Consider the following 17,428-nt stretch of genomic DNA (forward strand, 5'->3'; position numbering starts at 1 on the left):
TACATGGAGTTGAACATGCAATATTCCGCTTGTTTACGAGTAGGCCAGAACGACATCAAGGCATTGATAAATCTGGAGCCAGAAAGAAGAACCCCATTCACCCCATTGCTTGATATGCGCGGCGATGATGACAGACACCTGCAGACCTTCCTGAACAACTGGACCGAACACCCTTTCTTCATTGATGTATCCAGGGGTAAGAAGGATGTACGTGAGGCCTTCATCTCTGCCCATGACCTGCATAACCCTGCTAATGCATTTGAGGAAAAAAGAAAATTCATCTATCACGTCCGCGATAAAAATCCGAACGTCATTCCTGTTATCTCCTGGTCTGACGACGACGCGCAACGAGACGTTATACAACTGTCGCTGTCACTTGAGCGTGACTTCAAAAACATTGCAATCAGAGTTACCTGTCCGGAAAAACCGACCCCAATCTCGCGCAACCGACTGCTTGCGATACTCGACTCATTGTCAGCACCGACCTGTGCACATATCATTCTGGATTTTATCGCCTCAGCCCCTGCTAGCACGGCCAGCGGATCAGACTTCGATCACCTGCTCAGGGACATCGGCGCCTACACGCCCGCCACAGTGATCCTGCTCAGCACATCATTCCCTATCGACAAGCCCGCATCGAACAGCTCTCGTTCGGCCACCTGCTTCGATACTGCCTGGCAGGCGACCGTGAACAGGAATCGACCAGGAATCAACCTCGTGTACGGCGACTATGCCGCCACCAACCCCACTGCCCCCATGGAGTATGTCGTGGGCATGCCTGTGCTTCCTTTCGGCTGCTACTACACGCCAACCGAATGGTGGCAACGCCGCAAGGGGGGAGACAAAGAGTTTGTGAACTACATCGAGATTGCAGATGAGATCCGTCGCCTGCCGGGATACCACGGTGATGGTTTCTGTTGGGCAACCAGGGAGTACACAAGAATTGTCGCCACCTCGACCAACTATGGAAACAATGGCACCTGGAATGGATATCGAATAAATCAACACATTTGCGCCATGTTGAAGTCCATCCTGGATCGCGAACGTGCAGTGCTTGAGCCCATCGACATTGACGACCTGGACGACCTCATCTAAGCGTAGCGTTGCTTCAGCACTGCCAGAACAAACGTACGAATCACCTCAAGCGGCAGTGCGTCACTGACCAGTCGGCGCACTGTCTTTATAAGGTCCTTGCTGCGCACAGTAACACCATGCTCACGGGCCAGCCTGTCCAACTCCTCTCGCCAGAGAAACCCCGTGAGGTGGAACTTTTCCTGTTTTTTATTTGACCTGGCTTTTCTCACCATGACCATTCCGGAGAAGTCGTCGAACACCAGAATCCCGACAGTGGTCGCCGACACTTCCAGTGCCTTTACCAAATGGCGGGAATGGCAGCATAGCCACACTTCGTCAAAACACGCCAGGTAGGCCTCTTGCTGGCCAACCCACCGAATCAGCGTATCCGCTTGCGATTTAATTTCGAAGGCACTGAGCTTCCCGTTCGCGTGCACGAGGTCCGCACGTCTGGCTTTGTCGATAAAGCAAAGCTCCTCGATGAACACATCACCGGACTCATGGGGCATCACCTTGGTGACCCATTGCTTTAGGAGGGGGCGAATTTCGTCTGGATTCAACATCCGGCGATTATAGCCACCAGCCCATTACCCTTCACAGCTTGCGCGACAGAACGCGCCGCTCAAATATTTACCATTTATAGCCATCTCCCCGCCTCCTGCTGGCGTCGTTCACACCCAGTTGATCGACATCAAAAAACCACCTGCCATGGCCCCCTAGGATGGAAGGTGGACTTTCGACCGACCCCGCAAGGACTTCCATGAGCGAAGAAGCCGCCAGCCTCCTCCTGCCGCCGCCTGCCGACACCACCAGCAGCAAGCCACCACCCCGCACCCGCCGGCCACGCGAGCGCAAGCCTGCCATCAACGCCGCCACGCCGGAAACCATCACCCAGGTCAGCCAGCAGCCCGCTGCCCTGGAAGTGGCCAACGCCCGCAAGGGCAGCAGCGAGGACAGCACCTCGGCGCGTCTGCCGGCCAGCTACCCGTACCGCACGCGCATGCGCCGCCAGGACTACGAGAAGGCCAAGCACGACCTGCAGATCGAGCTGCTGAAGGTGCAGAACTGGGTGAAGGAAACCGGCCAACGCATCGTGGTGCTGTTCGAGGGCCGTGACGCCGCCGGCAAGGGCGGCACCATCAAGCGTTTCATGGAGCACCTGAACCCGCGTGGTGCGCGCATCGTCGCCCTGGAGAAGCCCTCCGAGCAGGAGAAGGGGCAGTGGTACTTCCAGCGCTACATCCAGCACCTGCCCACGGCCGGCGAAATGGTGTTCTTCGACCGCTCCTGGTACAACCGCGCCGGGGTCGAGAAGGTGATGGACTTCTGCTCACCACTGCAATACCTGGAGTTCATGCGCCAGGCGCCGGACCTCGAGCGCATGCTGTGCAACAGCGGCATCCTGCTGTTCAAGTTCTGGTTCTCGGTGAACCGCGAGGAACAGCTGCGCCGTTTCATCTCCCGTCGCGACGACCCGCTCAAGCACTGGAAACTCTCGCCCATCGACATCAAGTCGCTGGACAAGTGGGAGGACTACACGGCCGCCAAGGAGGCGATGTTCTTTCACACCGATACCGCCGACGCGCCGTGGACGGTGATCAAGTCGGACGACAAGAAGCGCGCGCGGATCAACTGCATCCGTTACTTCCTGCATGCGCTGGATTACCCGGGCAAGGATCACCGCGTGGCGCATGCGCCGGATTCGCTGCTGGTTGGCCGGGCCTCACGGGGGTTCGAGGAAGACGAACCAGCACCGCCTCCCCTGTAGGAGCCAGCTTTGCTGGCGAACAGCTGTCCAGGTAGTGCATGGGCCCTGTTCGCCAGCAAGGATCATCGAACCCCTTGGGTTTCCCGGGCAACTACGCTTCAATACGCGCCTTTACCAGACACCCCAAGGACCTGCCCCATGGCCACCAACACCAAACAACAGAAACGCGCCAAGCGCGCCGCCGCCAAGGCCAAGCAGAACCGCATGGTGCGTAGCGGCCAAGCGGTCAAAGCCAGCGCCGGCGACAGCGCCAGCGTCGAGCAGGTGTTCAACAAGGCCTTGGAATCGAGCAGCTACGACAGCCTGTTCGAGAAGATGAAGGAAGCCCAGGAAAACGGCCTGGTGCCGATGATTTCGGTGTTCCTGGTCGACCCGCTGCTGGCACTGGTGCTCAAGGGCCACAAGGAAGAGCACGCCACCGACTACATCGTCATGGTCTTCACCGCCTACCGCGCCTGGCTCGACGGCATCGACGAGGACGCGACCATGGCCTGGCTGGAGAGCGACGAGTTCCAGGACGCCTATGTCGCCGCTTCGGAAGCGGTGGCCAAGCAGCAGCAACAGCAGAAGCAGTTCGGCTGACCTTCCAAGCCCTGTTCGCCCAGGCAAACAAAAAGGCCGCGCCCTTTACAGGGCGCGGCCTTTTCATTGCACCCGACGTGGATCAGTTATCCAACGCCATGCGCCCGGCAGCGCTGCGCTTGCGGTGCACCAGCAGGCCTGCAGCCACCACACCGATGCTCAGGATTGCCGTGGCGATGATCTCGACACGGTGATCTTCACGCAGCCCCATCACCACCAGAATGGCGACGATGAAGGCGATAGTCGCCCAGGTCAGGCCCGGGAACAGCCACATCTTGAACGAGATCTTCTCACCGCTGGCTTCACGCTGGGCACGCATGCGCAGTTGCGACACGGCGATCACCAGATACACCAGCAAGGCGATGGCGCCGGAGCTGGCCAGCAGGAACTCGAACACCGCGGCCGGAGCCAGGAAGTTGGCGAACACGCACAGGAAGGCTGCTGCGGTCGACAGCAGCACCGCGCAATGCGGAGTACCCGCCTTGGTGGTGCGCTGGGCGACTGCCGGGGCGTCGCCACGCTTGCTCAGGGAGAACAGCATGCGTGAGGAGGTGTACAGCGCCGAGTTCAGGCAGCTGGTCACGGCGATCAGCACGACGATGTCGACGATCAGCTTGGCGTTCGGTACACCGATCAGGCTGAGGACAGTCTGGTAGGAACCTTTTTCGGCCAGGGTAGGATCGTTCCAAGGCACCATGGCCACGACCAGGAAGATCGACACCAGGTAGAACAGGCAGATACGCCAGATCACCGAGTTGGTGGCCTTGCTGATCTGCTTGCCTGGGTCTTTCGATTCGGCGGCGGCGATGGTGACGATCTCGGTACCCATGAACGAGAACATGGTGGTCAGCATGGCGGCCAGCACGGCGCCCAGGCCGTTGGGCATGAAGCCTTGGGTGTCGAACAGGTGGCTGATGCCGCTCACCTGGCTGCTTGGCACCATGCCGAACATGGCGGCGCAACCAACGATGATGAAGCCGATGATCGCCAGCACTTTGAGCAGTGCGAACCAGAACTCGAACTCACCGTAGTTCTTCACGCTGAACAGGTTGGTGACCGTCAGGGCCAGGGTGATGATCAGGGAGAAGGCCCACAGGTCAACGGCCGGGAACCAGGCGTGGAGAATGGCCGCGGCGGCGTTGGCTTCCAGCGGGATCACCAGGACCCAGAACCACCAGTACAGCCAACCAATGGTGAAACCGGCCCAACGCCCGATGGCGCGGTCGGCATACGTGGAGAAGGAGCCGGTGTCCGGCGAAGCGACCGCCATTTCACCGAGCATGCGCATTACCAGCACGACCAACGTACCCGCGGCGGCATAGGCCAGCAGCACGGCAGGGCCGGCGGCAGCGATGGCGTGGCCGGAACCGACGAACAGGCCGGCGCCGATGACGCCAGCGATGGACAGCATGGTCACATGCCGTTGCTTGAGCCCCTGAGCGAGGTCATTGGAATTGTTACCGCTCATAAAACTACCTTTGTAAGGAGGTGGACTACACGAATGACTGCCGGCGCGCACCGGGGTGTAAGTGGGCGTTGCCGCATTCAGTGGTTTCCAGATGGCAATAAGCGGGCCAGGTGAGAACCACTTTCGTCTGAAATCATTCAGCCACCAATAACGGCGCGGCTTGCAGGGCATTCTGCCAAGCTTTGACCGAAAGGCCACCAAAACCCCATGCCAAGTTCAGATTACTGAAATACCCACTTACAAACGCACCAAAGGTGCTCCCCGGTAACACCGGCGCACACTTCATGGGCACACAAAAGCGCAACCAGCAGGCGCAACCCGCGCCCGGTACAACCATGAACAAAGCGCCACCCGGGTAAAAACGGCTTCCCAGGCACGGCCAAAGCTGGCACCATCGCGCCTTTTTTCATCAAGGCTCCGGCGCTGGGCAAAACGCCGTTGCGGACATCCTCGCGACAGTCCACTGCAACGATGCGACAAACTGTCCCACCAGCGACCTGGGCCCCCCGCGACCCGGTTGGCCGCCGTTATGCCGCTATGCTAGCGTGGCGCTCGCCAGGAAGGCCGCCAACAGCTGGGAACGCACCCGAACACATGAGGACCGCACATGGCCCAGGCCACGCCCGCGCTGGAAATCCGCAACCTGCACAAACGCTACGGCGAGCAGGAAATTCTCAAGGGCATTTCGCTGACCGCGCGCGACGGTGACGTGATCTCCATCCTGGGGTCGTCCGGCTCCGGCAAGTCCACCCTGCTACGCTGCATCAACCTGCTCGAGAACCCGCATCAAGGCGAGATCCTCGTCGCCGGTGAAGTGCTCAAGCTCAAGGCCCAGAAGAACGGCGACCTGGTCGCCGCCGACAACCGCCAGATCAACCGCCTGCGCAGCGAGATCGGCTTCGTCTTCCAGAACTTCAACCTGTGGCCGCACATGTCGATCCTCGACAACATCATCGAGGCGCCACGCCGCGTGCTCGGCCAGAGCAAGGCCGAAGCCATCGAGCACGCCGAGGCGCTGCTGAACAAGGTCGGCATCTTCGACAAGCGCCACAGCTACCCCGCCCAGCTTTCCGGTGGCCAGCAGCAGCGCGCCGCCATCGCCCGCACCCTGGCCATGAAGCCCAAGGTCATCCTGTTCGACGAACCCACCTCGGCGCTCGATCCGGAAATGGTCCAGGAAGTGCTTAACGTCATCCGCGCATTGGCCGACGAAGGCCGTACCATGCTGCTGGTGACGCACGAGATGAACTTTGCCCGCCAGGTGTCCAGTGAAGTGGTGTTCCTGCACCAGGGCCTGGTCGAAGAGCAGGGATCGCCGCAGCAGGTCTTCGAGAACCCGACCTCGGCGCGTTGCAAGCAATTCATGTCCAGCCACCGCTAACGGAGCAATACATGCAGACTTACAAGAAGTTCTTCCTGGCAGCTGCTGCCACGCTGGTGATGTCGGCCAACACAATGGCCGCGGAAAAACTGCGCATGGGTATCGAAGCTGCCTACCCACCGTTCAACAACAAGGATGCCAGCGGCCAGGTCGTCGGCTTCGACAAGGACATCGGCGACGCCCTGTGCGCCAAGATGAAGGTCGAGTGCGAAGTGGTCACCTCCGACTGGGACGGCATCATCCCGGCCCTGAATGCGAAGAAGTTCGACTTCATCGTCTCGTCGCTGTCGATCACTGACGAGCGCAAGCAAGCCGTGGACTTCACCGACCCCTACTACTCGAACAAGCAGCAGTTCATCGCACCGAAGAAGGTCGACTTCAAGACCGACCGCGCCTCGCTCAAGGGCAAGACCATCGGCACCCAGCGCGCCACCCAGGCCGCGACCTGGCTGGATGACAACGGTGGCTTCGACAAAGAGTTCAAAGTCAATCTCTATGACGGTCAGGAGAACGCCTACCTGGACCTGACCTCCGGCCGCGTCGACGCCATCCTCGCCGACAAGTACGCCAACTACGACTGGCTGAAGTCCGAGGCCGGCAAGAACTACGAGTTCAAAGGCGACCCGGTGAACGAAAGCGACAAGGTCGGCATTGCCGTGCGCAAGGGTGACAACGAGCTGCGTAACAAGCTCAACGCCGCACTGAAGGAAATCGTCGCCGACGGCACCTACAAGAAGATCAACGACAAGTACTTCCCGTTCAGCATCTATTGATTCGCCCCGACAGGCATCGCCACCATGGTGATGCCTGTCCCTTGAACAAACTTACCCATGAATATCGACCTGCACGGATTCGGTCCGGCCATGATGGCCGGCACCCTGATGACGGTAAAACTGGCGCTGTGCGCCCTGCTGCTGGGGCTGATACTCGGCCTGCTCGGCGCCCTGGCCAAAACGTCCGCGCTCAAGCCGCTGCAATGGCTCGGCGGCACCTATTCGACACTGGTGCGCGGCGTACCCGAACTGCTCTGGGTGCTGCTTATCTATTTCGGCACTGTCGGGCTGATGAACAGCCTCGGCGGGCTATTGAACATGCCGGGCCTGGAGCTCAGCGCCTTCGCCGCCGGCGTGATTGCCCTCGGCCTGTGCTTCGGCGCTTACGCCACGGAAGTGTTCCGTGGCGCGATCCTGGCCATCCCCAAAGGCCACCGTGAAGCGGGCCTGGCCCTCGGTTTGTCGAAAGGCCGCATCCTCTCGCGGATCATCCTGCCGCAGATGTGGCGCATCGCCCTGCCGGGCCTGGGCAACCTGTTCATGATCCTGATGAAAGACACCGCGCTGGTGTCGGTGATCGGCCTGGAAGAGATCATGCGCCACGCGCAGATCGGCGTGACCGTCTCCAAGGAACCGTTCACCTTCTATGCCGTGGCCGCCTGCATCTACCTGGGCCTGACCGTGATTGCCATGACCGGCATGCACTTCCTGGAAAAGCGCGCCGCTCGCGGCTTCATGAGGGCCGAATAAATGAACTGGGAAGTCATCATCAAGTGGCTGCCACGCCTGGCCCAGGGTGCGACGCTGACCCTGGAACTGGTGGCCATCGCGGTCATCGCCGGCCTGATCCTGGCCATTCCGCTGGGCATCGCCCGCTCGTCGCGGCACTGGTACGTGCGCGCCCTGCCCTATGGCTACATCTTCTTCTTCCGCGGCACCCCACTGCTGGTGCAGCTGTTCCTGGTCTACTACGGCCTGGCCCAGTTCGACCTGGTGCGCGACAGCTCGCTGTGGCCGTACCTGCGCGACCCGTTCTGGTGCACGGTGCTGACCATGACCCTGCACACCGCCGCCTACATCGCCGAGATCCTGCGCGGCGCGCTGCAGGCGATCCCCAAGGGCGAGATCGAAGCCGCCCGGGCGCTGGGCATGTCGCGTGGCAAGGCGCTGTTCTACATCATGCTGCCACGCGCCGCACGCATCGGCCTGCCGGCCTACAGCAACGAAGTGATCCTGATGCTCAAGGCCAGCGCCCTGGCCAGTACCGTGACACTGCTTGAGCTGACCGGCATGGCACGGACCATCATTGCCCGCACCTACCTGCCGGTGGAGATCTTCTTTGCCGCCGGGGTGTTCTACCTGGTGATCTCGTTCTTCCTGGTCCAGGGCTTCAAGCTACTGGAGCGCTGGTTGCGCGTGGACGCCTGCCAGGGGCGATGAACGCGTAACAACATCGGGGCCGCCTCACACCCCATCGCCAGGTATTGCGCGGCCCCTGCAGGAGCCGGCTTGCCGGCGATGGGCCGCGAAGCGGCCCCAATCAATAACGCCGCGGTGCCTGCATGCCGACCACGCCCCCACTCCACGACCAGCACTTGCTCGAGCGCTTCCAGGCCCTCGATCACTTCCTCGTCGAGCATCAGCACCTGTGGCGCCCCCGCCCCTTCATTCACCTGCAGATGGATTGGGAAGCCAAGCTCCCCGAGCTGTCCCAATGGCTGCGCCAACGCACCTTGGAACAGGCCGAAGCCGTCCAGCAACACCCTGAACGCCTTCCAGCCCCGGCACCCTTCCCACAGCTGGCCAAGCATGCCCTGCTCCTGTCCGAAGTCGGTGAACTACCAGACGCCGGCCTGCACCCCGCCGGCCACCGCCTCGACGTCAACGTCCCCGGCCGCAAGTGGCAACAGATCGAAGCCTTCGCCAGCCGCCTGGCGTTCGGACAGCCCACGCACCACTGGCTCGACTGGTGCTCCGGCAAAGGCCACCTGGGCCGGCGCCTGCTGCAGCCCGGCCAGCAGCTGACCTGCCTGGAGTACGACAGCGACCTGGTCAGCGCTGGCCAGGCGCTGAGCGACCACCACCACCTGCCCGCCGTTCACGTACAGCAGGACGTCATGGCCCCGGACAGCGCTCGGCATCTGGGCGGCGACAAGAGCGCAGTCGCCCTGCACGCCTGTGGCGACCTGCACGTGCGCCTGCTGCAAGCGGCCAGCCAGCAAGGGTGCCAGCAGATCGCCTTGGCCCCCTGCTGCTACAACCGCATCCAGGGCAAGCATTACCATGCGATGTCGGCAACCGCCCAGGCTTCGGCCCTCAACCTGACTCAGGAAGACCTGGGGCTGCCCCTGAGCGAAGCGGTGACCTCCAGCCTCAGGACACGCCGCCAGCGCGACACCTCCATGGCCCGCCGCCTGGGCTTCGACCTGCTGCAGCGCCAGCAACGGGGCACGGACGACTACCTGCCGACCCCCTCGCTACCGGTTAGCTGGCTGGCAAAACCCTTCGAGCAGTACTGCCGCGACCTGGCCGACCTCAAGCAGGTGGTGCTGAGCGGTGATCCCGACTGGGCCTGCCTGGAAGCGATGGGCTGGCAACGCCTGGCCCAGGTGCGCAATCTCGAGTTGGTGCGCAACCTGTTCCGTCGCCCGCTGGAGATGTGGCTGGTGCTCGACCGCGCACTGTTCCTCCAAGAGCAAGGCTATGCGGTACGCGTCGGTGTGTTCTGCGACTACCCCCTCACGCCACGCAACCTGTTGTTGCTGGCCGAGCGCGACGGATCGCCGCAGGAGGCTTGACAACCTGTGGATAAGTCTGTGAACAAGCTTGTGATGAAAATCACACGGTCGTAGAGAAATACGCTATTTGCGCCGCTTTGCTTATTCCGCTGAAACCCTGAAAACCAGCAAAAACAGGCCTTTGCGCAAAGACCGGTGGTAGCGCCGGCCGGCATGCCTTTTGTGCAAGGCACAAATGCTCCTTGTGCATAAGCATTCCAGCCAAACGCTCTAACCGCCCTCGAACGAGGGTATTTTCAGGCCAATTTCAGCAGGCTCATGCCCACCAGCAGCAACACCAGCCCCAGCCAGCCACGACCGGCCAGGCGCTGGCCGAACAGCGCCCAGCCCATGGCCACGGTGGCGAGGATGCCGAAACCACCCCAGATGGCGTAGGCCAACGACAATTCGATGTCCTGCACCGCCTGGGCCAGCGCGGTGAATGCCGCCAGCACGCAGAGGATCGAGGCAAGGCCCAGGCCCTTGCGGCGGAAGCCGTCGGAGTACTTGAGCAACAGGTTGGCCAGCACTTCCAGCGCAATGGCCAGGCCCAACCAAGCGAATGGAATCAGCATGGCAGCGCCTTCCCTTCACGTTCGACGGCCTTGGCCCGGGTACCCGCCTTGACCAGCAGGATACCGGCGATCATCACCGCCAGGCCCAGGGCCTTGGCCCAGCCCAGGCTCTCACCCAGCCACAGCACGCTGATCAGAGTGATCAACACGATACCGAACCCTTCCCAAAGCGCATAAGCGACACCCACCGGCACCCGCTTGACCGCCAGGGCCAGGAAGAAATACGACAGACAGATCATGACGTACATGACCACATGCCCCAGCACGGGGAAATGCGTGGCGGCGAGTTTCATCGACGCCGTGCCGATCACCTCGAAGGTGATGGCGACAATCAAATAGATCCAGGAACGCATGGTGCCCTCCCATGGGCGACAGCAGCCGGGCGCGCAGTCATCGGCGCCGGAAAAAGACGTTTAAGGCTGAAAGAGGAGGGAGGGGCTAGAGGTCGCCGGTCCAGTGACGTTCACGGGAAACCAGGCGGGAGGTGGAGAGGAGCTTGAAAGCTTTAATGTTCAACATAATGAACAGAAGATTAGCTGAGTTGATCGAATAAGTCAAAACGATAGACTCAGACTAATTATTTGTCGCGAGCAATCGTCCACAGACAGTGAAAACCCCTTAAAGCCTGCTGAAAGCTTCGTAAATTATATTATCCAGCCAAAACCCCGTCACTGTAGGAGCCAGCCTTGCTGGCGAAAAGGCCGTCACAACCCCCACAAGGCGGCCACCTCCCCTGCGGCAAAGTGTCACCACCCCCAAAACTACCCAATTAATTATTGTATTACGATAATTATTCAAGAATAATCCGCCCCGTTCATCATTGTACGGAGGCACCCCATGAACAGTAGATCCGTGGCCTATGCGCGTTCGCGCCTACGCACCATCGGCGCATTCGCCGCCTTTCTCGCCTGGACGACCGCCGCGGTAGAACTGCTCGGCACCCCCATGCTGTGGCTATTCGACTTTCCCGAAGTACAAGCCGCCTACCTGCAGGCCCATGGCGACCAGATGCCCCTGCTGCTGGCGCCCGAATACCAGCCATCGGCCTTGTCCATCGGCTTGGTCCTGGTGCTGGACATGATCCCCACCAGCATCTCGGTCCTGGCCTTGGGCCTGACCGGCCTGTTCTTCCACCGGCTCTCAAAGGGCCAGACCTGGACCAGCGCCAACATCAAGCTGCTCTGGTGGGTCGGCCTGCTGTGCATTGGCACGCCGCTGCTGTGGCCGGTGGTCGATACCTTCCAGGGCCTGGCCCTGGCCATCGACCTGCCTGCTGGGGAAAGAAGCTTCAGCGTCTCGATCGGTGTATCATCGCAGGCTGTCTACGAGATCATGAAAGGCATCTTGCTGTGTGCCTTCTCGCTGCTCATGCGTGACGCCAAGACCATCAGCGATGAACACAACTGTTATGTCTAACCGCTCCCTATGCCGATAATCATCCGCCTCGACGTCGTCATGGCCCGGAACAAGATGCGTTCCAAGGACCTGGCGGAAATCATCGGCATCACGGAAGCGAACCTGTCGCTGCTGAAGAACGGCAAGATCAAGGGTTTCAAGATCGAGACCCTGGAGAAGCTGTGTCGCGCACTGAACTGCCAACCGGGCGACCTGCTGGAGTTCAGCGACGAATGATCAAGGACTGCACCACCCATGGCATTTTCCCGCAAGGGCCTCGCGGCCCTGGTACTGGCCTGCCTGCCGCTGGCCGGCTGTGGCCCGAGCTACAGCTATAGATACTCGCCACCGCCCAGCGCGCATGGCATGAACTGCATCAACAGTTGCTCCACACAACGCAACCACTGCCAGCAAATGGCGCGGTTGCAGGAAAACAGCGAACGCGCGGTGTACCAGGCCGAGATGAGGGCCTACCAGTACTGCCGGAACGGCAAGAGCAAGAAGGAAGCGCGTCACAGTTGCTACTACCCGAGCTACCCCTTTTCGACGGGGAGCAGCTACAGTTGCGGCAACGACTACGATTCCTGCTACATGGCCTGCGGCGGCACTATCCAGCGCATTTTGAACAAAGACTGATCCCGGAACGGACGCGAACCACGTGAAACACGCCAAGCCCCTCGCCCTGCTGACCCTCGCCCTGGCCATCACCGGCTGCGCCGGCAACACCGCCACCAACCAGCCCGCCCCGCTCGACTGGAACATGCCCGGCATGCAGCTCGGCGGCGACCGCGGCCTGCCGCTGCACAACGTTGACGGCAGCTGCCGCAAGCGCGGTTGCGACAACAACAAGCTGTTTTTCAACCCAGGCAAACCTGAGCCAAGCGTCAACACCATCCACCGCGGCTGGTAGTAAAATTCTCCTTTCGCCTCGGTGACTTAGGGGTTTTGACGATGAATGCAACGAAGTGGTTTACAGCCGCGAATCCATCGCTATAATGACGCCCCTGTGCCGGTATAGCTCAGATGGTAGAGCAACTGACTTGTAATCAGTAGGTCCCGGGTTCGATTCCTGGTGCCGGCACCACCTTAGAAGCCCCGCAATGCGGGGCTTTCGTCTTTCTGGAGCTTGGAGATTGGCTTTTCAAAGTCTCTTCAACGTCCACATTGTGTCCACATCCTGCTGGTCACCCTTTTCCACCATGGATAACGCTTTCCAACGAGGTCGGCAGCTAGCTCCAGTACCTGCTCCAAAATCTCCGCAGCGTCATCGAAGTCCTCCGCTTTGTCACTCCCCTGATAGGGAATGCCTCCCTTCACCACATCCGCTCGTAAACTCTCCGCAAGCAAATGAAAGCGCACATTCGACACCGCTTCATGCTCTGTAAGTACACCTAAACGATTGAGATTCGCTTTGTAGATTTGGCAGGCCACAGCCCATGAACCTGCGCCACATCGACCTGCGCGGCGTACTTGAACACGTCAGCGAACAAACCGGCCTGCGCTTTCGCGTGCCCGACCAGCCCTACGCCTCAACCCGGGCGCCGTTCTTCTACAGCCTGGCGGCGGGCTTCCAGGCCATGGAGAGCCTAGCCCAGGTGTTCGCCATCCCGGACTTCATCTGGCAGCAGCAGGGCAACGCCGGATGCGCCGGCGGCGCCCGGCCTGTGCGACGACTTCCGCCCGCGCTTCGGCGTTGATGTCCAGGTGCTGCTGCCTGACGGCGAACCGGATCCGGCGCTGCCGGTGTTCACCAGCCTGCCACTGCCGGCGCCCATGGGCGGGCAGGAGGCCGGCATGTTTGGCTTCCCCAAGGAAGGCACGACCGTGGTCGTGTCGTTCGCCTACGGCCTGCCGCACAAGCCGTTTATCCAGCAGATCCTGCCGCACGGGCTGAGCCTGCCCCGGGTACCGAAAGACGACCAGGTCTGGCAGCACAGCGAGGCCTGCAAGCAGCGCGTCGACGCGGACGGCAACTGGCTGCGCCAGACGGACGGGAAGATCCAGGACAAGGCGATCGAGCGCGAAGTGGAGTCGCTGGCCAACCGCGAGCAGTTCCAGAGCCACACCAGGAACGTAGACGACCATTCCACCGAGACGGTGGGCGGGGTGAAGAAGGTCGAAGCCCTGGGCGCGCTCAAGTTGCTATCCGGCGGATCCGCGAGCCTGGCCGCTGTCGATGACCTGCACCAGGCCACCGGGCGCGACCTCAACCTGGTGGTGGGGCAGAAGCTCAACGCGACGATTGGCGGCGATGTCCAGGAGCAGATCGAGGGCTTGCGGAAAAGCGTGGTAGGCGTCAGTCAGCGCCTGCAGGCGTCGAAGACGTGGCTGGGGTCGGACGGGGTGAACGTGCTGCAGGTGCTGTGTGACCTGCTCGACCTAGTCCAGGAGATGAACACCCAGCTAGCTGGGCATGTGCATGGACCGACGCCACCACCGACCAATGCGGCTGAGTTCATTCAAGGTAGCGCTTCAGCACTGCAGCTATTTACTAAACTTAAACAAATAACACTCTAAAGCAAAGGCCGCAAAAATAGCGGCCTTTGCTGTTAATCTAGGTCGCGAGACGATCAGCCAGTAATAGATACAGTCACTTTAGCAGGGTCAACACCATAAGTGCCGGCCAGCCGACCTATTGCTTCCTTGATGGTTAACGAGTTTGCCAACGAGGGGGGCTCAAGATACAGGAAATAGTCATCATCCACACCTGATCTATTGTAGGAGAAGCAACTTTCAACATCCCAGTCAAAAAGCTCCCAGTGACCTACTTTTCTGACAAGCTTGGATAGCTCTCCAGAATTATTAATACCAGAAGAAATTTCACTTAATCTAAACGTATATTCCCACAGACCTTCAACAAGAGAAACAGTTATATTCTTGACCTTACAAAGATAACCAGACTTCAGATCCCGCCCAAATCCGTTGAGCAGGCCAGTAAAATAAACATACTGGAAGTTTAAATCCTTGAGCTGCTCTTTGGAAGCATGAGAAAAAGAGAAATTATTAACAAGCTCATCAATGGATGTAGAGCTAACTACTGCTAAAAGAACTTTTTGCTTATCACTCATGCTTCACGCCCTTAACAAAAATTCCATATTCATCGCCACATTTATTGACGGAAAATATCGTTAATAGCTATAAGCTTTTTCCCTGCGGCTTTTATTGTAGAAGATCCCTCCCTCACAAAGGATTCATCACCAACAAAAGAAACTTCTTTTTGCGCTGGAATTCTGATCCGAAGAACGGACAGCCCCTTGAACTCCACAAAATCTGTTTGCGATAAAACCTGAGACTTCAGCGGTTCACTCAAATCTGATTTTCTAAAATGCTCCAGCAACCGCTCAAGATACTGTTCATCATCAATCTGTAGCAGCGACATTTCGCGGCCTAAGCCAACAACGTATCGCAAACCAACTTTAACCGGCACGACAGAATCCAGTTCCTCAACACGGTCCGCGTGCGCTTTACGGTCGGCTACACCAATAAAAATGTAACCATCAGCGTCCGGCCCGACATTGGCAATACCGCAGGCTGTTTCTATCAGTTTCGAAGGTAGCGACTTATCAAACTCACGATCACCACTAAGCTTTAGCAACCCCTGCTTACATTCATAACGAGATGTTTCGATTCTAGACCGCCTCAAAGCATTTGCCATATCAAGAGCAAGCCCTGCGCCATGCCGTAGCATGGGCGGATCTTTCTTAACGAAATACCGTTGAATTAGACCAACTGTTTTATCAACATTCTTTATTCGGTCGGCTGTAGTAGCGTAATTTGCATTACTTACCAAGTTCCGCTGAAGCCCAGTGATAGCATGCATTATTCCAGAATAATCTTCTGGTGTTTTCTCCTCACAGACAACCAAATGATGAAGAGCCATGAATATCGAATAAAAAGAATTTTTAATCGGATTCATTGAAGATGGATTAACTACAGATCTTAGTGTGTTAGGTGCTTCATTATAGCCCGCGATGATTTCATTCAGCACAGACATGGTAACTTTAACTTCTTCACTAAGTCGTTCGCCAGAATAAGTATGAAATGCTCGACGAACCTTCCCATATTCCGCCTCGCCCTCATCATAAATTTTGTCAAACAACTCTTTACTACGAGCAATCGGTTCCCCAAGAAGAATCGAGGCGCAAATATCCACGATCATCTCTTCGTCTTCACTATCTCGAAGCTGTTGTGCTCTTAACACACCTTGACGACACCAAAATATTTCTTCAGTTTTTAATGCATACCCCATGCTAGATCTTAGCGAGTCAATACTTATTTCAGGCATGCCGGAAAGAGGTAAAATCTCTCTTGAAGCGTCCCCGCGGATCTCAGATGCCAATTCTCGCACTAGAAGCGAGAATTCATCGACCTGACCCGCCTGTCTTTTCTCTTGCGCACTCAACTGGCGCCCACCAGAATTAATTCGGCCAAAAACCTCTGTAACTTGGGCCTCACTTTCTATTGGGAAAATTGTTACCGCCAGTTGATAATCAAGGATATTTGCACATACACTGGGGTCTAGGAGTTCCACAGTATTACGGTCTACAGGCTTAAAAACCCCAGACTCAGATGCTTGCTTTGCCCTAGAAAACTCATTTACATCAAAGAACTTTCCATCTAAGTCAAAACCATTTTCAATGAACGAAAATATTGCGTTCATTCTTTGCATGCCATCCATTATTTCATAATAGATATCACTACCACTGGAAGCATCCGCCAACATTATCAGCGGAATAGGATAATCAGAAACCAAACTATCAATGAGCTTCTGCTTTTCAGCCAAGGTCCACACCAGTTTCCTTTGATACTTACGATTTACAATAAGTCTATTCTCTCGGTATAAGCGATAGGCTTCGGTTACGCTCATACCACGTGGTGTAATGCTCATAAATTCCCTATCTAGTGGTTCCCGTTTTCATGACACCATAATGGCATTACTGGTCAAATCTCAAGGGATTCATAAAAAGAGAGCAACCAAAAAAATGTCCGAAAAATCACTTATCCCCCTCCCGCCGACGCGCTTCGCCTCGGGAAAAAATGCAAAGGGGCTGGGCTTTGCTACGACCGGCCACGGCAGGCGCGGCGCGGGCCACGAGGGACCGAGGGGCATTGCACACTGTGCAAAGGATTGAAGGGTTGTGCAGGGTTGAGCCACCGAGAGTGTCCACAAAGTGTCCACAGCGCTCTCGGATACCTGACCCAAATATCCGTGAATAACCAACAAAATCAGCTGATAGCCGGCTTTTATCAATGGATGCTGGGTGATAGGGTGGACTTGTAATCAGTAGGTCCCGGGTTCGATTCCTGGTGCCGCACCACCTTAGAAGCCCCGCAATGCGGGGCTTTCTTGTTTCCTGCCTCAAGCTTTCCCCTCCAGCAACGCCTTCTGCAACTTCCTCACCTCAACCCCACTCAGCTCCAGCGCCACATTCCCGCCCTCCTTGCCCATCCCGCTGATCAACACAATCCCGCCCTTGTTGAAGTTGCGTTCCTGAGGCAGCGGATACATGGCGATGATGTGATCGACACTGACCACGTAATGCCGATGATTGGTGATCTCGAAACTGACGAATCGGTTCACTCCGTGTGCTCCTTGCAGGGCTGACCCGCGCACCCAGGTTGCAACCAACGCCCT

The 17,428-nt window shown here is 58.2% G+C and carries 19 protein-coding genes, 1 tRNA gene and 2 pseudogenes; 15 read left to right on the top strand and 7 right to left on the bottom strand.

Features of this window, described 5'->3' with window-relative positions:
* Positions 1–15 precede the first annotated feature (15 nt).
* Positions 16–1,095, top strand: a complete 1,080-nt coding sequence (locus tag IM733_RS17895) for a beta family protein (protein ID WP_248917852.1) — start codon at positions 16–18, stop codon at positions 1,093–1,095.
* Here IM733_RS17895 and IM733_RS17900 read toward each other — a convergent pair.
* Positions 1,092–1,637 carry a sce7726 family protein gene (locus IM733_RS17900; RefSeq protein WP_248917853.1) on the bottom strand — a complete coding sequence of 182 codons (546 nt, stop codon included), beginning with the start codon at positions 1,635–1,637 and terminating at the stop codon, positions 1,092–1,094. The two genes, IM733_RS17895 and IM733_RS17900, sit on opposite strands and share 4 nt — an antisense overlap.
* 197 nt (positions 1,638–1,834) lie before the next feature.
* Here IM733_RS17900 and ppk2 point away from each other — a divergent pair, with 197 nt between their 5' ends.
* Complete coding sequence (ppk2, locus tag IM733_RS17905; protein ID WP_248917854.1) at positions 1,835–2,842, top strand: polyphosphate kinase 2; 1,008 nt, start codon at positions 1,835–1,837, stop codon at positions 2,840–2,842.
* A 138-nt stretch (positions 2,843–2,980) separates the two neighbouring features.
* Positions 2,981–3,424 (top strand): hypothetical protein, encoded by a 444-nt coding sequence (locus tag IM733_RS17910; protein ID WP_248917855.1) that lies wholly within the window; start codon positions 2,981–2,983, stop codon positions 3,422–3,424.
* A gap of 82 nt (positions 3,425–3,506) precedes the next feature.
* Here IM733_RS17910 and gabP read toward each other — a convergent pair whose 3' ends face one another.
* Positions 3,507–4,892, bottom strand: a complete 1,386-nt coding sequence (gabP, locus tag IM733_RS17915) for a GABA permease (RefSeq protein WP_248917856.1) — start codon at positions 4,890–4,892, stop codon at positions 3,507–3,509.
* Between the two features lie 607 nt (positions 4,893–5,499).
* On the opposite strand from gabP, the gene IM733_RS17920 reads away from it, so the two are divergent.
* The 5 genes from IM733_RS17920 to IM733_RS17940 all read left to right on the top strand — a co-directional run bounded on the left by IM733_RS17920 (position 5,500) and on the right by IM733_RS17940 (position 9,844).
* A complete protein-coding gene (locus IM733_RS17920; protein WP_248917857.1) occupies positions 5,500–6,273 on the top strand; it encodes an ABC transporter ATP-binding protein in 774 nt (257 codons plus the stop codon).
* 11 nt (positions 6,274–6,284) lie between these two features.
* Positions 6,285–7,046 carry an ABC transporter substrate-binding protein gene (locus IM733_RS17925; RefSeq protein ID WP_248917858.1) on the top strand — a complete coding sequence of 254 codons (762 nt, stop codon included), beginning with the start codon at positions 6,285–6,287 and terminating at the stop codon, positions 7,044–7,046.
* Between the two features lie 57 nt (positions 7,047–7,103).
* Positions 7,104–7,796, top strand: a complete 693-nt coding sequence (locus IM733_RS17930) for an ABC transporter permease (RefSeq protein WP_248917859.1) — start codon at positions 7,104–7,106, stop codon at positions 7,794–7,796.
* Positions 7,797–8,486, top strand: coding sequence for an ABC transporter permease (locus tag IM733_RS17935; RefSeq protein ID WP_248917860.1), 690 nt, complete (start codon positions 7,797–7,799; stop codon positions 8,484–8,486). It begins immediately after the preceding gene.
* A gap of 122 nt (positions 8,487–8,608) precedes the next feature.
* Complete coding sequence (locus tag IM733_RS17940; protein WP_248917861.1) at positions 8,609–9,844, top strand: methyltransferase; 1,236 nt, start codon at positions 8,609–8,611, stop codon at positions 9,842–9,844.
* A gap of 236 nt (positions 9,845–10,080) precedes the next feature.
* Here IM733_RS17940 and mdtI read toward each other — a convergent pair whose 3' ends face one another.
* Together mdtI and IM733_RS17950 are read right to left on the bottom strand one after the other, a co-directional pair.
* A complete protein-coding gene (mdtI, locus tag IM733_RS17945) occupies positions 10,081–10,398 on the bottom strand; it encodes a multidrug/spermidine efflux SMR transporter subunit MdtI (RefSeq protein ID WP_248917862.1) in 318 nt (105 codons plus the stop codon).
* On the bottom strand, positions 10,392–10,751 hold the full coding sequence (locus IM733_RS17950) for an SMR family transporter (RefSeq protein ID WP_248917863.1): 360 nt from the start codon (positions 10,749–10,751) through the stop codon (positions 10,392–10,394). Before IM733_RS17950 ends, mdtI begins: the two co-directional genes overlap by 7 nt.
* 484 nt (positions 10,752–11,235) lie before the next feature.
* Here IM733_RS17950 and IM733_RS17955 point away from each other — a divergent pair, with 484 nt between their 5' ends.
* The 7 genes and pseudogenes from IM733_RS17955 to IM733_RS17985 all read left to right on the top strand — a co-directional run.
* Positions 11,236–11,814, top strand: a complete 579-nt coding sequence (locus tag IM733_RS17955) for a hypothetical protein (protein ID WP_248917864.1) — start codon at positions 11,236–11,238, stop codon at positions 11,812–11,814.
* Between the two features lie 9 nt (positions 11,815–11,823).
* Positions 11,824–12,030: a helix-turn-helix domain-containing protein gene (locus IM733_RS17960; RefSeq protein WP_023629980.1), complete on the top strand. Its 207-nt coding sequence runs from the start codon at positions 11,824–11,826 to the stop codon at positions 12,028–12,030.
* An 18-nt stretch (positions 12,031–12,048) separates the two neighbouring features.
* Positions 12,049–12,429, top strand: coding sequence for a hypothetical protein (locus IM733_RS17965; RefSeq protein WP_248917865.1), 381 nt, complete (start codon positions 12,049–12,051; stop codon positions 12,427–12,429).
* A gap of 22 nt (positions 12,430–12,451) precedes the next feature.
* Entirely contained in the window at positions 12,452–12,703 is a 252-nt protein-coding gene (locus IM733_RS17970) for a hypothetical protein (RefSeq protein WP_248917866.1), read from the top strand.
* A 98-nt stretch (positions 12,704–12,801) separates the two neighbouring features.
* Positions 12,802–12,877, top strand: a tRNA-Thr gene (locus IM733_RS17975).
* A 343-nt stretch (positions 12,878–13,220) separates the two neighbouring features.
* Positions 13,221–13,430: pseudogene (locus tag IM733_RS17980) on the top strand (hypothetical protein); the annotation flags it as partial.
* Positions 13,426–14,310 (top strand): annotated as a pseudogene (locus tag IM733_RS17985) (hypothetical protein); the annotation flags it as partial. The pseudogenes IM733_RS17980 and IM733_RS17985, both read left to right, overlap by 5 nt.
* Positions 14,311–14,363: 53 nt before the next feature.
* Here IM733_RS17985 and IM733_RS17990 read toward each other — a convergent pair.
* The 3 genes from IM733_RS17990 to IM733_RS18000 form a co-directional block, all read right to left on the bottom strand.
* Positions 14,364–14,861: a hypothetical protein gene (locus IM733_RS17990; protein ID WP_248917867.1), complete on the bottom strand. Its 498-nt coding sequence runs from the start codon at positions 14,859–14,861 to the stop codon at positions 14,364–14,366.
* Positions 14,862–14,902: 41 nt separating this feature from the next.
* The gene (locus IM733_RS17995; RefSeq protein ID WP_248917868.1) at positions 14,903–16,681 is read right to left on the bottom strand and encodes a GmrSD restriction endonuclease domain-containing protein; all 1,779 of its coding nucleotides are present in this window, start codon (positions 16,679–16,681) and stop codon (positions 14,903–14,905) included.
* Positions 16,682–17,152: 471 nt separating this feature from the next.
* Positions 17,153–17,374, bottom strand: coding sequence for a hypothetical protein (locus tag IM733_RS18000; protein WP_248917869.1), 222 nt, complete (start codon positions 17,372–17,374; stop codon positions 17,153–17,155).
* Positions 17,375–17,428 lie beyond the last annotated feature (54 nt).

Source organism: Pseudomonas entomophila (assembly GCF_023277925.1).
GTDB lineage: Bacteria > Pseudomonadota > Gammaproteobacteria > Pseudomonadales > Pseudomonadaceae > Aquipseudomonas > Aquipseudomonas entomophila_D.

What these genes read in the sequence shown, in the direction of transcription:
- gabP (WP_248917856.1), bottom strand. Translation starts at nt 4,892, where the DNA reads ATGAGCGGTAACAATTCCAATGACCTCGCTCAGGGGCTCAAGCAACGG.
- IM733_RS17935 (WP_248917860.1), top strand. Translation starts at nt 7,797, where the DNA reads ATGAACTGGGAAGTCATCATCAAGTGGCTGCCACGCCTGGCCCAGGGT.
- ppk2 (WP_248917854.1), top strand. Translation starts at nt 1,835, where the DNA reads ATGAGCGAAGAAGCCGCCAGCCTCCTCCTGCCGCCGCCTGCCGACACC.
- IM733_RS17995 (WP_248917868.1), bottom strand. Translation starts at nt 16,681, where the DNA reads ATGAGCATTACACCACGTGGTATGAGCGTAACCGAAGCCTATCGCTTA.
- IM733_RS17900 (WP_248917853.1), bottom strand. Translation starts at nt 1,637, where the DNA reads ATGTTGAATCCAGACGAAATTCGCCCCCTCCTAAAGCAATGGGTCACC.
- IM733_RS17950 (WP_248917863.1), bottom strand. Translation starts at nt 10,751, where the DNA reads ATGCGTTCCTGGATCTATTTGATTGTCGCCATCACCTTCGAGGTGATC.
- IM733_RS17920 (WP_248917857.1), top strand. Translation starts at nt 5,500, where the DNA reads ATGGCCCAGGCCACGCCCGCGCTGGAAATCCGCAACCTGCACAAACGC.
- IM733_RS17965 (WP_248917865.1), top strand. Translation starts at nt 12,049, where the DNA reads ATGGCATTTTCCCGCAAGGGCCTCGCGGCCCTGGTACTGGCCTGCCTG.
- IM733_RS17990 (WP_248917867.1), bottom strand. Translation starts at nt 14,861, where the DNA reads ATGAGTGATAAGCAAAAAGTTCTTTTAGCAGTAGTTAGCTCTACATCC.
- IM733_RS17955 (WP_248917864.1), top strand. Translation starts at nt 11,236, where the DNA reads ATGAACAGTAGATCCGTGGCCTATGCGCGTTCGCGCCTACGCACCATC.
- IM733_RS17925 (WP_248917858.1), top strand. Translation starts at nt 6,285, where the DNA reads ATGCAGACTTACAAGAAGTTCTTCCTGGCAGCTGCTGCCACGCTGGTG.
- IM733_RS17960 (WP_023629980.1), top strand. Translation starts at nt 11,824, where the DNA reads ATGCCGATAATCATCCGCCTCGACGTCGTCATGGCCCGGAACAAGATG.
- IM733_RS17910 (WP_248917855.1), top strand. Translation starts at nt 2,981, where the DNA reads ATGGCCACCAACACCAAACAACAGAAACGCGCCAAGCGCGCCGCCGCC.
- mdtI (WP_248917862.1), bottom strand. Translation starts at nt 10,398, where the DNA reads ATGCTGATTCCATTCGCTTGGTTGGGCCTGGCCATTGCGCTGGAAGTG.
- IM733_RS17940 (WP_248917861.1), top strand. Translation starts at nt 8,609, where the DNA reads ATGCCGACCACGCCCCCACTCCACGACCAGCACTTGCTCGAGCGCTTC.
- IM733_RS17895 (WP_248917852.1), top strand. Translation starts at nt 16, where the DNA reads ATGCAATATTCCGCTTGTTTACGAGTAGGCCAGAACGACATCAAGGCA.
- IM733_RS17930 (WP_248917859.1), top strand. Translation starts at nt 7,104, where the DNA reads ATGAATATCGACCTGCACGGATTCGGTCCGGCCATGATGGCCGGCACC.